Consider the following 13,035-nt stretch of genomic DNA (forward strand, 5'->3'; position numbering starts at 1 on the left):
TGGATGTCCGCGATCACCGGGATCTGCGACTTCGCCGCGATCACCTTCAGCGCATCCGCATCGTCCTGCGTCGGACACGCCACCCGCACGATCTGACAGCCCGACGCCGTCAGCTCCGCGATCTGCTGCAGCGTCGCACCGATGTCCGAGGTCCGCGTCGTCGTCATCGACTGGACCGACACCGGAGCGTCACCACCGACAGCCACGGACCCGACCTGGATCTTCCGGCTGACACGGCGGACGGCCAGCTTGGTCGGTACGGACGGCATTCCCAGCGAAATCGCAGTCATCTGGTGAGCAACCCCAAGGTCTGATTCAAGGTCCCGAGATCGGCGTGCTCCGGCCTCGGCCTTCGAGATTACGGCACGCGATCCACCCGGGGCACATCCGCTGCCCGGACAGTTGCCCTCCGGGTGGACCGTCGCGCAGGGCCCGGCGTCAGGTGAGCCGGACCGGATTCACCACGTCCGCGATCAGCACGAGCAGCGTGAAGCAGACGAAGATCCCGGCGACCACGTACGCGACCGGCATTAGCCGGGCGACGTCGAACGGGCCCGGGTCGGGGCGGCGGAAGACCTTGGCCAGCCCGCGGCGCAGGGACTCCCACAGGGCTCCCGCGATGTGCCCGCCGTCCAGCGGCAGCAGCGGCAGCATGTTGAACAGGAACAGCGAGAGGTTGAAGCCGGCGACCAGGAACAGCATGGTCGCGATCTGCTGCGACGGCGGGATGTCCAGGTTGAAGACCTCGCCGCCGACGCGCGCGGCACCGACCACGCCCATCGGGGAGTCGGGCTTGCGCTCGGCCCCGTCGAAGGCCGCGTTCCACAGGTCGGGGATCTTGCCGGGCAGGGCCACCAGGGACTCCACGCCGGACTGGACCATGTCGCCCATCCGGTCGACCGACTGGCCGAAGGACTGCTGGACGACGCCGCTGGCGGGCGTGAAACCGAGGAAGCCCGCCGTGACGTACTGGCCCTGGACCGGCGCGCCCTTGCCGTCGTACTTCTGGACCTGGTTGGAGATCAGGTCCGCACTGAGCGTCCTGCGCTGCCCGTCCCGCTCGACGGTGATCGTGGCGGGGCCGGTGGTCCTGCGGATGTCCTTCTGGAGCGTGGCCCAGTCGTCGATCTTGTGGCCGTCGAAGGCCACGATCCTGTCGCGCGGCTGCAGGCCCGCGGCCTTGGCCGGGGAGTCCTTGGCCCCGGCCGGGCACTTGTCGGTCTTGGCGCCGGCCGCCACGACGCAGTCGGAGACGGTGGAGACCGTGGTGGTCTGGGTGTTGACGCCGAACGACATCATCACGCCGAGGAAGATCGCCACGGCCAGGACCAGGTTCATGAACGGCCCGGCGAACATCACGATCACGCGCTTCCAGGGCTTGCGCGTGTAGAACAGCCGCGACTCGTCGCCGGGCTGCAGCTCCTCGAAGGCCGCCGAGCGGGCGTCCTCGATCATGCCGCGCCACGGGGAGGTGGAGCGGGCGCTGATCCGGCCGTCCTCCCCGGGCGGGAACATGCCGATCATGCGGATGTAGCCGCCGAGCGGCACGGCCTTGATGCCGTACTCGGTCTCGCCCTTCTTCCGCGAGAAGATCGTCGGCCCGAAGCCCACCATGTACTGCGGCACCCGGATGCCGAACATCTTCGCGGTGGAGAGGTGGCCCAGCTCGTGCCAGGCGATGGAGAAGAGCAGGCCCACGACGAAGACGACTATGCCGAGGACCGTCATCAGTGCCGTCATGCAGGAGCCTCCGAGCTCGCCGTCGCCGTACGCGCCGCGGGGGCCGTACGTGCTGCCAGTTCCCGGGCCCGGGCGCGGGCCCAGGCCTCCGCCTGCAGGACGTCCGAGACCGTCAGGCGGGTTCCCGCGGCCGGAGTGCCGTGTTCCGCCACCACTTCCGCGACGGTGTCCACGATCCCATTGAACGGCAGGTGTCCGCTGAGGAACGCATCCACGCACTCCTCGTTGGCCGCGTTGAAGACGGCGGGCGCGGTGCCCCCGAGCGCGCCGACGTGCCGGGCCAGGCCCACGGAGGGGAAGGCCTCGGTGTCAAGCGGGAAGAACTCCCACGTGGAGGCCTTCGACCAGTCGAAGGCGGGGGCCGCGTCGGGCACCCGCTCGGGCCAGCCGAGGCCGATGGCGATGGGTCCGCGCATGTCCGGCGGGGTCGCCTGGGCCAGGGTGGAACCGTCCGTGAATTCCACCATCGAGTGGACATAGGACTGCGGGTGGACGACAACCTCGATGCGCTCGAAGGGGATGTCGTAGAGCAGGTGGGCCTCGATGACCTCCAGGCCCTTGTTGACCAGGGTGGCCGAGTTGATCGTGATCACCGGGCCCATGGCCCAGGTGGGGTGGGCCAGGGCGTCCTGCGGGGTGACCCCGGCCAGCTCCGCCTTCGTCCGGCCGCGGAAGGGGCCGCCGGAGGCCGTGACGACGAGCTTGCGCACCTCGGCGCGGGTGCCGCCGAGCAGGCCCTGGAAGAGCGCGGCGTGCTCGGAGTCCACCGGGATGATCTGCCCCGGCTTGGCGACGGCCTTGACCAGCGGGCCGCCGACGATCAGCGACTCCTTGTTGGCCAGCGCCAGGGTGCGGCCCGCCTCCAGGGCGGCGAGGGTGGGGGCAAGGCCGATGGAGCCGGTGATGCCGTTGAGGACGGTGTGGCACTCGCTGCGGGCCAGCTCGGTGGCCGCGTCGGGCCCGGCCAGGATCTCCGGCAGCGGCTCGCCGCCGTACCGGGCGGCCAGCGCCTCGCGCAGGGCGCCGGCCTTGTCGGCCTGCGCGACCGCGACCGTGCGCACGCGCAACCGGTGCGCCTGCTCGGCGAGCAGCTCCACCCGGCCGCCGGCCGCGGACAGAGCGGTGACCGTGAAGCGCTCGGGGTTGCGCAGGACCAGGTCGATGGCCTGGGTGCCGATCGAGCCGGTCGAGCCGAGGATCACGATCTCGCGCGGGCCGCCGGCGGCGTCGGCGGGGGCGGAATAGCGCAGGTGCGGGTCAGCGAGGGAGTCCGTCATCCCTCCATTGTTGCCGTATCACCGGGAGCGCCCGACAGCGCATCCCGGTGATACGACGATCAGCGGTGCGGAGGGTGGGGTTCAGCGGATGGGCCGGTGCAGGTTCTCCGCCTTGGAAGGGCCGGGGGTGGCGTCGGCGATCCAGGGGCCCTCGCCGCTGGGGTCGACGATGCCGCTCTCGAGCCACTCGTACGAGCCCCCCAGCACCCCGGAGACGACCTTCCGGTCCAGCTCGTCCGTGTTGGCCCAGAGGCGGTGGAAGAGCTCCTCCACCCGGACCCGGGCCTGCCGGCAGAAGGCGTCGGCCAGCTGGTACGCCTCGGGCCCGTGCTCCCCGCGGGAGCGCAGGTGCTCGGCGCGCACGCAGGCCGCGCTCATGGCGAACAGCTCGGCGCCGATGTCGACGATGCGGCCGAGGAAGCCCTGCTTGGTCTCCATCCGGCCCTGCCAGCGCGACATCCCGTAGAACGTGGAGCGGGCGAGCTTGCGCGCGGAGCGCTCGACGTAGCGCAGGTGGCCGGAGAGGTCGCGGTGGCCCGCCGGGTGGAACTCGGCGTAGGTGCGCGGCAGCTGGCCCGGCCCCGCGACCAGCTTGGGCAGCCAGCGGGCGTAGAAGCCGCCGGCCTTGGCGCCCGCCTTCGCCTTGTCGCCGAGGGACTTGTCGGGGTCGATGAGGTCGCCGGCGACCGACAGGTGGGTGTCGACGGCCTCGCGGGCGATGAGCAGGTGCATGATCTCGGTCGAGCCCTCGAAGATGCGGTTGATGCGCGAGTCGCGCAGCATCTGCTCGGCGGGGACGGCGCGCTCGCCCCGGGCGGCCAGGGAGTCGGCGGTCTCGTAGCCGCGGCCGCCGCGGATCTGGACCAGTTCGTCCGTCATCAGCCAGGCCATCTCGCTGGCGTAGAGCTTGGCGAGGGCGGCCTCGATGCGGATGTCGTTGCGGTCCTCGTCGGCCATCTGGCTCGACAGTTCGAGGACGGCCTCCAGGGCGAAGGTGGTCGCCGCGATGAAGGAGATCTTGGCGCCGACGGCCTCGTGCTCGGCGATGGACTTGCCCCACTGCTCGCGGGCCAGGGACCACTCGCGGGCGATCTTCAGCGCCCACTTGCCGCCGGAGACGCACATCGCGGGGATGGACAGGCGGCCGGTGTTGAGCGTGGTCAGGGCGATCTTCAGGCCGGCGCCCTCGGGGCCGATGCGGTGCGCGGCGGGGACCCTGACCTGGTGGAAGCGGGTGACGCCGTTCTCGATGCCGCGCAGGCCCATGAAGGCGTTGCGGTTCTCGACGGTGACGCCCTCGGCCGCGGTCTCGACGACGAAGGCGGTGATGCCGCCCTTGTGGCCCTCGCTCTTCGGGACCCTGGCCATCACGACGAGCAGGTCGGCGACGACGCCGTTGGTGGTCCACAGCTTGACGCCGTCGAGGACGTAGTCGTCGCCGTCGGGCACGGCGGCGGTGGCCAGCCGGGCCGGGTCGGAGCCGACGTCCGGCTCGGTGAGCAGGAAGGCCGAGATGTCGGTGCGGGCGCAGCGGGGCAGGAAGGTGTCCTTCTGCTCCTGGGTGCCGAAGAGCTTGAGCGGCTGGGGCACGCCGATGGACTGGTGCGCGGAGAGCAGGGCGCCGACGACGGGGCTGGCCGAGCCCACGAGGGAGAGGGCCTTGTTGTAGTAGACCTGGGTGAGGCCGAGGCCGCCGTACTTGGTGTCGATCTTCATGCCGAAGGCGCCGAGCTCCTTCAGCCCGGCGACCGTCTCGTCGGGGATCTGCGCGTCGCGCTCGATGCGGGCGCCGTCGACGCGGTTCTCGCAGAAGTCGCGCAGCTTGGCCAGGAACTCCTCGCCGCGGCGCACGTCGTCGGGCAGGGGCGTGGGATGCGGGTGGATGAGGTCGAGCCGGAACCGGCCGAGGAAGAGCTCCTTGGCGAAGCTGGGCTTCTTCCAGTCCTGCTCCCGGGCCGCCTCGGCGACCTGGCGCGCCTCTCGCTCGGATACCGGTCGTACGGATGGTGCGGTCATCTGGCACCTCACCGCTGAGTCGGTTGTCCCGGTCGACTACCGACCGGTGCTACTCGTCCGTATGTACCTACCCGATCCTTACGCCCTCTACCAGACCCCGCGCAAGGTTCCGGCCCGCGGCCCGGTTCAGCCGGGCGAGCCAGGGACGACGAGTCCGCTCTCGTAGGCGGCGACGACGGCCTGGGCACGGCTGCACAGGCCCAGCTTGGTCATGGCCCGGTTGAGGTGGGTCTTGACGGTGGCCTCGCTGATGACGAGCTCGTCGGCGATGTCGCCGTTGGACAGGCCGCGTCCGGTGAGCCGCAGGACCTCCCGCTCCCGGCCGGTGAGGACCTCCAGGGCGGCGGGCTGCTCCGGTCCGGCCCCGGGCGGCTGTCTGCGGGTGAAGGACTCGATCAGGCGGCGGGTGACGGTCGGGGCGAAGAGGGTGTCGCCGCCCGCGACGGCCGTGACGGCGGCGAGCAGGCGCTGCGGGCCGGCGTCCTTGAGGAGGAATCCGGCGGCTCCGGCCCGCAGGGCGGCGTAGACGTACTCGTCGAGGTCGAAGGTGGTCAGGACGAGCACCCGGGGTGCGGGGTCGGGGGCGTCCTCCAGGATGCGTTCGGTGGCGGCGATGCCGCTCATGCCGGGCATGCGGATGTCCATCAGGACGACGTCGGGCCGGTGTGCGGCGGCGAGGGCGACGGCCTCCTCTCCGTCGGCGGCCTCGCCGACGACCTCCATGCCGGGGGCGGCGCGCAGCAGGGCGGCGACGCCTGCGCGGATGAGGACCTGGTCGTCCACGACGAGGACGCGTATGTCCTCCTGCTTGCCGGTCATGTCCCACTCCCGTGCGGCCGGGGGGAGTTCAGAGCGGGAGCGTGAGCAGCACCTCGAACCCGCCCTCGGCGCGCGGCCCGGCGGCCAGGGTCCCCCCGTAGATCCTGGCGCGCTCGCGCATGCCGATCAACCCGTGTCCCGTGGAGGGGCCTTGGATGGCCGGAACCGTTCCTGTCCCGTCGTCGGTGACGCGGACGGTCAGCCGGTGCGCGCCGTAGTCGAGGCGGACGTCCGCGCGGGCGGGGCGGGCGTGCTTGATGACGTTGGTGAGGGCCTCCTGGACGACGCGGTAGGCGCACAGGTCGGGGCCGGGCGCCAGGGGCCGCCGCTCCCCCGTGACCTGGAGCGTCACCGCCACGCCGGCGGCCCGCACCCGCTCGGCGGTCTCCTCCAGGCGGTCGAGCCCCGGGGCCGGCTGGTACGCGCCCTCGCCCGCGGTCTCCCCGACGCCCTCGGGGCCGACGCGCAGGAGGGACAGCAGTCGGCGGAGCTCTTCGAGGGCCTCGCCGCTGGTGGCCGAAATCGTGCCCAGGGCGGTGCGGGCGGTGTCGGCGTCGGTGGCGAAGACGTAGTGGGCGAGCCCGGCCTGAACGGATATCACGGACATGTGGTGGGCGACGACGTCGTGGAGCTCGCGGGCGATGCGGACGCGTTCCTCGGCGACGGCGCGGCGGGCGTTCTCGGCCTGTTCCCGGCGGAGTTGTGCGGTGACGGCCGACAACTGGGCGTTGCGTTCGGCGAGTCGGCGGGCGCTGTTGCCGAACCACCAGAAGACGCAGGGGACCAGGGTGCTCTGGGCGGTGACGGTCCGCATGTCGCCGTGGTCGGGGTTGGAGAGGCCGGCGAGCATCCAGACCGTCCAGAGGACCGGGGCGCACACGGCAGTGACCCTCGGCGGGCGGGATGCAGCAACCGTGTAGAAGGCGAGCATGGCGCCCGCGGACTCGACCACCGGCCAGTAGCCCAGGGCGATGTACAGCAGCCACAGGGCGTGCAGCGCGGCGAAGACGGCCACCGGAGCGCGCCTGCGGGCCACGAGCGACGCGTACAGCGCGACGGTGAGGGCGTAGCCGGCGGGGTCCAGCGGACGCCAGCCCTCGGGGGGCGGCTCATGCCCCAACAGCAGTGCGACGACGGCGAATCCGGCCGCCAGCGGCACGTCGAGGGCCGCCCGCGGCCAGCCGGCAACGCGCTCTCCCAGCGCCCGGACCGTCCACATCACCGCAGCGTAACGGCCTCGCGGACGGCCGGACATCGGTCATACGGAGGCAGTGCCGCCTACTGCACCGGTTGCAGGCGGAGGGGCGGCTACCGCATGGGGTTGACGGGAGTTTCCCCGCGCCCCAAAGGGGCGCGGGGCAGCTACATTTTGCGGCTCCGCCGCGTGGGCGCGATCAGCCCGGGACGGCCCGCAGCCGAATCACTCAGAGGTCGAGCCCCGTGAGCACGAGCACCCGCTCGTACGTGTAGTCGTCCATCGCGTACCGCACACCCTCGCGCCCGACACCCGACTGCTTGGCGCCGCCGTACGGCATCTGGTCGGCCCGGTACGACGGCACGTCGCCGATGATGACGCCGCCGGTCTCCAGCGCGCGGTGGGCGCGGAAGGCGGTCTGCAGGTCGTGCGTGAAGACGCCCGCCTGGAGGCCGTACGGGGAGTCGTTGACGGCGGCGAAGGCGGCCGCCTCGCCGTCGACGCGGGTGAGCGTGAGGACCGGTCCGAAGACCTCCTCGCACGCGATGGTGACCCCGGCGGGGACGTCCGCGAGCACGGTCGGGGCGTAGGTGGCGCCGTCGCGCTTGCCGCCGGTGAGCAGCTTCGCGCCCGCCTCGACGGCCTCGTCCACCCAGGACTCGACGCGCTTGGCCGCGTCCTCGCTGACGAGCGGGCCGACGTCGGTGGCGTCGTCCGACGGGTCACCGGTGACCTGGGCCTCGACGGCGGCGACGACCTTGGGCACCAGGCGCTCGTAGAGGGAGGCGTCGGCGATGACGCGCTGCACCGAGATGCAGGACTGGCCGCCCTGGTAGTTGGAGAAGGTGGCGATGCGCTGGGCGGCCCAGTCCAGGTCCTGCTCGGAGGACCAGTCGGCCAGGACGACGGCCGCGCCGTTGCCGCCGAGCTCCAGGGTGACGTGCTTGCGCGGGGCGGAGTCGAGGATCGACCAGCCGACCGGGCCGGAGCCGGTGAAGGAGATGACCGGCAGGCGCTCGTCCTGGACCAGTGCGGGCATCCGGTCGTTGGGCACCGGGAGCACGCTCCAGGAGCCGGCGGGCAGGTCCGTCTCGGCCAGGATCTCGCCCAGGACGAGGGAGGAGAGCGGGGTCGCCGGGGCCGGCTTGAGGATGATCGGGGCACCGACGGCGATGGCCGGGGCGACCTTGTGCGCGCTCAGGTTGAGCGGGAAGTTGAACGGCGCGATGCCGAGGACGGCGCCGCGGGGGAAGCGGCGGGTCAGGGCGAGACGGCCGGTGCCGCCCGCGTCGGTGTCCAGGCGCTGGGCGTCGCCCGCGTTGAAGCGGCGGGCCTCCTCGGCGGCCCAGCGGAAGACGGAGACGGCGCGGCCGACCTCGCCACGGGCCCACTTGACGGGCTTGCCGTTCTCGGCGGAGATCAGCAGGGCGATCTCCTCGGCGCGCTCGGTCAGCCGCCGGGCGACGTGGTCGAGGGCCGCGGTGCGTACGTGCGCGGGCGTCGCCGCGAACTCGTCCCGCACGGCGTGCGCGGCGGCGACGGCCTCCTCGGCCTGCGCCTCGGTGGGCACGCTCACGGTGCCGACGAGACGGCCGTCCCAGGAGTTCGTGACCTCGAAGGACTCCTCGCCGGTGGCCTCGCGGCCGGCCAGCCAGAATCCGCGCGGGGCAGCGTCAGTCACAGTCCCGGCCCCTTCCCAAGTGGTGGTGTGCGATGTGGTTCCCCCACGGTAGGGGCCGCGCGGCCGGGGCCGGTTTGTCCGCGATGGAGCGGTGGGGCGGCACGGGGTGCCGCCATGGAGGGGTTGGGGGTGCCCCGGGGTGCGGGGCGGGCGGGTTGCGGCGGATTCAAGATGGTGGCCGCGACCTTCTTGAATCCGCCGCAACGGTGCTCAGCCCACCGCGAGGTGACCGGGGGTGCCCAACCAGCCGCAGCCCGCGCGCAGCGCACCCCGCACGGGCAGTGCGATCAGGCATCCCCCGCACCGGATGGCGACCCCGTCGCCTTGAGGGCCAGCCACAACTCCATCCGCACGTCCGGGTCGTCCAGAGAGCGGCCGAGGATCTCCTCGACCCTCCGCATGCGGTAGCGCAGCGTATGCCGGTGCACCCCCAGGTCCGCCGCCGCCGCGTCCCACTGGCCGTGGCGGGAGAGCCACGCGTGCAGCGAGCGGACCAGGTCGCCGCGCCCGGTCTCGTCGTGCTGCCGCAGGGCCCGCAGCATGCCGTCCGCGAAGGCGCGTACCGCGTCGTCGGCCAGCAGCGGCAGGACGGAGCCCGCGGCGACGTCCTCGTGCTCCACCAGGGCGCGGCCCCGCCGCCGGGCCACGGACAGGGCCTGCTCGGCCTGCCGGTGCGCGGCCGCGGCCCCTGCCGGTCCCGCCGGTGCGGAGAGCCCGACCGCGACGCCGAGGGCCCCGGCGCACGCGGCCACCGCCGCACCGCCGTCGGGCGCGAGGACCACGAGCCGCCCGTCCTCGGGGACGGCCAGGACCGTCTCGGCCCCCCGGCTCGCCGCGGTGTCCACCGCGTCCGCCAGCGTCCCGAGCGGATCGGCCGGCACCACGGCCTCCGAGCCCTCCGCAGGAGCCGCGGCCTCGGCCACGAGCACCCGGAAGGGCGCGTCCAGCAGCGTTCCGTACAACTCCCCCGCGACGGCCCGTGCATGGTCCGGCTCCCCCGCGAGCAGCATGCGCAGCACCGCCGCGCCGAGCCGCTGCTCGGCGTCCTGGAGCGCGCGGGAGCGCTCGGTGGTGAGGGTGAGGAGTGCGATCGCGGACTGCACCGCGTAGCGCCCGGCCGTGCCCAGGGGCGCGCCCGTGCCGACGGCCAGCACGCCCCGGGCGCGCCGCCCGGAGCCGAGGGACTGCAGCTCGACGCGGTCGCCGCCCTCCTCGTCGGTCCCGTCGGGGTTCACGGAGCCGACGACCGTCGTGGCGGGCGCGGGCCGCTCCTTCAGGCGGCCGACGTCCGCGCCGAGCCGGGCCGCCCGGCGTGCCGCCCAGTCGGGCGCGGCGGCCACGACGGCGCCCGACGCGTCGTACAGCGCGGCCCACCCGTCGAGGTGCGCGGCGAGCCGTGCCAGCAGTGCGGCGGGCCCTTCGGGGCTCAGTGCGGCCCGGGTCAGTTCGCGCTGGGCCTCGAAGCCCGCGGTCACCGCGCGGTACTGGTCGGCGGCGATGGCCGCGGAGACGGCCTTGGTGATGGCGATGAAGGGGGTGCGGCGCGGCACCTCCAGCAGCGGCAGCCCCTCGGCCTCCGCCGCCTCGACGAGCGCTCCGGGCACCTGTTCGTAGTTGACGCCGACCGCGAAGCCCAGGCCCACGACCCCGGCCCGGGCCAGTCGGCGGACGTAGCCGCGGGCCGCCTCCGGATCCTCGGCGTCGATCTGCAGGGCGGTGGTCAGCAGCAGTTCGCCGCCGTCCATCCACGGCACGGGGTCGGGCAGCTCGCTCACGTGCGCCCAGCGGACGGGCGTGTCCAGCCGGTCCCGCCCGGCGAGGACGCCGAGCTTGAGCGCGGAGTGGTGGACGAGCGAGGCGAGCGTGGGGGGCATGGCACCTTCGGTGGAGCAACAGTGCCGTCCCGTATGAACGGCTGTCACCGATTCTGCCTCAGTGGAGCAATGGGCGACATGTCACCAAGGAACCAAAAGGAACCGAGGAGTCACCCCTCCAGGTCCACCAGTACCGGGGGCGTGCTCTCGCCGCGCACGGACGTCACGGACAGCACCGCGTGCCCGGCGGGCACCCCGTGCGCCAGCTCGGACGCGGACCAGCGCTCCCGCTCCACCTTGCGGACGGTCACCGACTGTGCGGTGACGGCCCGGCCGGTGACGATGCGCCGCACGACGTGTGTGGCCCGGGTGAACGGCTCGTGGGCGATGACCTGCCGGTCGGTGACGTCGCGGGCCTCGACCCACTCCTTGCCCCACACCTCGGCGAAGCGCGCGCCGTCCCAGGTGGTCACGCCGGAGAAGGCCATCCGGCAGCCGACCGCGCCGAGCAGGGCGCTGCGCAGCGTCTCGGGCACGTCGTCGAGCGTGCGCAGGTTGAGTACGGCGCCCGCGTGGGCGGAGCGCAGCCGCTGCAGACCGCGGACGGACTCGGGGGTGACGGTGCGGGTGGCGTCGTCGAGGACGAGGCAGGCGAACAGCGAGCGGTCGGCGCGCCCGGCGGCGCACTCGGTGAACTGGGCGAGGACGAGCCGGGCGAGCATCCGGGAGGCCTCGGCGTGCCCGCGCTCGGGCAGGTCGATCCGTACGCGCAGCGGGTGTTCGAGGGCGCGCAGCGAGAAGGTGCGGGCGGGGTCGGAGGTGCCGAAGAAGCCGGCGAAGGCGGGCCGGTCGAGGAGGGCGAGCCGGTCGGCGAGCAGCGAGCCGGCGTCGCCGGGGCGCTGTGCCTGCCGTTCGCGCGCGTCGAGTTCGCGGGCGAGCGCGTCGTGCCCGCCCGCCTTGAGCGCGGTCCGCAGGGCGTCGAGGGCCGCGGCGGTGCCGTCGAGCAGTTCGCGCAGCTCGGGAACGGCCGGGAAGCGGCCGTGGACGGCCCGGAACGGGCCCAGGAGCTGGGCCAGGGCGGTGGCGGCGCGCCGGCCGTCCTCGCCGGGCGTACCGGGGGCGAGGTCGCCGACCAGGCCCTCGGCGAGTACACCGGCCGCCTCGTCGGGGTCGTCGGTGCCGCCGTACAGGTCGAGGTCGTAGGCGGAGTCGGGGCGCCCGATCTTCACGACGACGTCGAAGGCCTCGTCCGGGGCGAGCGGTGCGCCCGCCGCGCCGACGGCGACGACCGCGGCCCGGCCGGCGAGAGCCTGCAGGCACAGGGACTCCAGGACGGGCCGCACCAGGCGGCCGGTCTTGCCGCAGCCGGGCGGTCCGACGGCGAGCAGGGACGTGCCGAGCAGCGCGGGGTCCAGGGCGCAGCCCGCGCCGCGGTGCTCGTAGGGGTTGCGGGCGTCCACGGCGGCGGTGCCCAGCCGTACCTGACGGGTGATCAGATCGTGCGGGGCGGCGCGTACGGGCAGGTCGCGCGCCCCCGACGGGTGGGCACAGGCCGCGGCGCCGTGCCGCAGCACGGTGTCGGTGAAGGAGGCGAGGCGGCCGGGCCGGCCGTGGACGGACTGCCAGGCGCGCTCGATGCGGGCGTGGTCGACGTCGCTCATCAGCCCGGCCTGTGCGTCCGCCGCGAGCCGGTCGGCGGCGTCGTGCGCCCCGGCGGCGCGCAGCAGCGGCCACTCGGCCGGGTCCTCCTGCGGGGCGGGGGCGACCGGCGGCGGGCTGCCGGAGTCGTCCCACAGCCGGCGCAGGGCGGGCACGGCCCAGCGGCGCCAGACCTGGGGCCAGCGGCCGAGGCGGCCGAAGACGACGACGAGGACGAGCGCGCAGAGGCCGTAGTAGATGTACACGGTCCAGACGGCGGTCATGCCCTCGCGCCAGGAGTCGGGCGTCAGCGCGTACAGCGGCCACATCCAGTAGTGGCCGAGGTAGCCGTTCCACAGCAGGGACCACAGCAGCCAGCCGCAGAGCAGGGAGATCAGCGCCCCGCTGAACAGCTGCCGGCCGGGAATGCGGTCGGGCTCCTCCGGCGGTTTGGGCCGGTGCCCGTAGCGCCAGATGCCGGGCGCGGCGGCCGGGCGCGGGGTGCGCAGCCAGGTGAGGAACGGCGGCGGCACGACGGCCTCCGTCTCCGGCCGGGGCGAGGCTGCGGGGCGCGGTGGCGCCGACGGCATGGCAGGGGGCGCGGCGGGGCGCGGCACGCTGTCGCGCCGGGTGCCGGGTGTGTCGTGCGTGCCCTCGGTGTCCATCACTGCCCCTCGCCCCCCGCGGGCCCTCTCGCGCCCACGTGTGTCCGCCGTGTCCGACCGGCTCAACCTACCGGCGTTTTCCCCGCCGTGCCGGTTCGCCATATCCGGTACGGACAACGCGACGCGCGCACTTCTCCCGAACGGAACATGCCCGGCTGCGGCACCCGCCCCTAGCCTGCGGAGGAAAGCC

Annotated in this window: 9 protein-coding genes; all 9 read right to left on the reverse strand. The window is 73.7% G+C overall.

What is annotated here, in order from left to right; genetic code table 11:
- Positions 1–290, reverse strand: a 290-nt coding sequence (locus ACWD4B_RS16030) for a flavodoxin-dependent (E)-4-hydroxy-3-methylbut-2-enyl-diphosphate synthase (protein WP_451421305.1), incomplete at its 3' end; no start/stop codon positions are given.
- Between the two features lie 148 nt (positions 291–438).
- A complete protein-coding gene (locus ACWD4B_RS16035) occupies positions 439–1,740 on the reverse strand; it encodes a M50 family metallopeptidase (protein ID WP_451421306.1) in 1,302 nt (433 codons plus the stop codon).
- Entirely contained in the window at positions 1,737–3,017 is a 1,281-nt protein-coding gene (gene dxr / locus ACWD4B_RS16040) for a 1-deoxy-D-xylulose-5-phosphate reductoisomerase (protein ID WP_451421307.1), read from the reverse strand. The genes ACWD4B_RS16035 and dxr overlap by 4 nt, the downstream gene beginning before the upstream one ends.
- A gap of 81 nt (positions 3,018–3,098) precedes the next feature.
- On the reverse strand, positions 3,099–5,033 hold the full coding sequence (locus ACWD4B_RS16045) for an acyl-CoA dehydrogenase family protein (RefSeq protein ID WP_451421308.1): 1,935 nt from the start codon (positions 5,031–5,033) through the stop codon (positions 3,099–3,101).
- 126 nt (positions 5,034–5,159) lie between these two features.
- Positions 5,160–5,852, reverse strand: coding sequence for a response regulator (locus tag ACWD4B_RS16050; RefSeq protein ID WP_451421309.1), 693 nt, complete (start codon positions 5,850–5,852; stop codon positions 5,160–5,162).
- Between the two features lie 28 nt (positions 5,853–5,880).
- Positions 5,881–7,071, reverse strand: coding sequence for a sensor histidine kinase (locus ACWD4B_RS16055; RefSeq protein WP_451421310.1), 1,191 nt, complete (start codon positions 7,069–7,071; stop codon positions 5,881–5,883).
- A 205-nt stretch (positions 7,072–7,276) separates the two neighbouring features.
- The gene (locus ACWD4B_RS16060) at positions 7,277–8,728 is read right to left on the reverse strand and encodes an aldehyde dehydrogenase family protein (protein ID WP_451421311.1); all 1,452 of its coding nucleotides are present in this window, start codon (positions 8,726–8,728) and stop codon (positions 7,277–7,279) included.
- 287 nt (positions 8,729–9,015) lie between these two features.
- Positions 9,016–10,602 carry a PucR family transcriptional regulator gene (locus ACWD4B_RS16065; protein WP_451421312.1) on the reverse strand — a complete coding sequence of 529 codons (1,587 nt, stop codon included), beginning with the start codon at positions 10,600–10,602 and terminating at the stop codon, positions 9,016–9,018.
- Between the two features lie 110 nt (positions 10,603–10,712).
- Positions 10,713–12,845 carry an ATP-binding protein gene (locus ACWD4B_RS16070; RefSeq protein WP_451421313.1) on the reverse strand — a complete coding sequence of 711 codons (2,133 nt, stop codon included), beginning with the start codon at positions 12,843–12,845 and terminating at the stop codon, positions 10,713–10,715.
- Positions 12,846–13,035: the final 190 nt, after the last annotated feature.

The organism is Streptomyces sp. NPDC002536, from assembly GCF_053594995.1.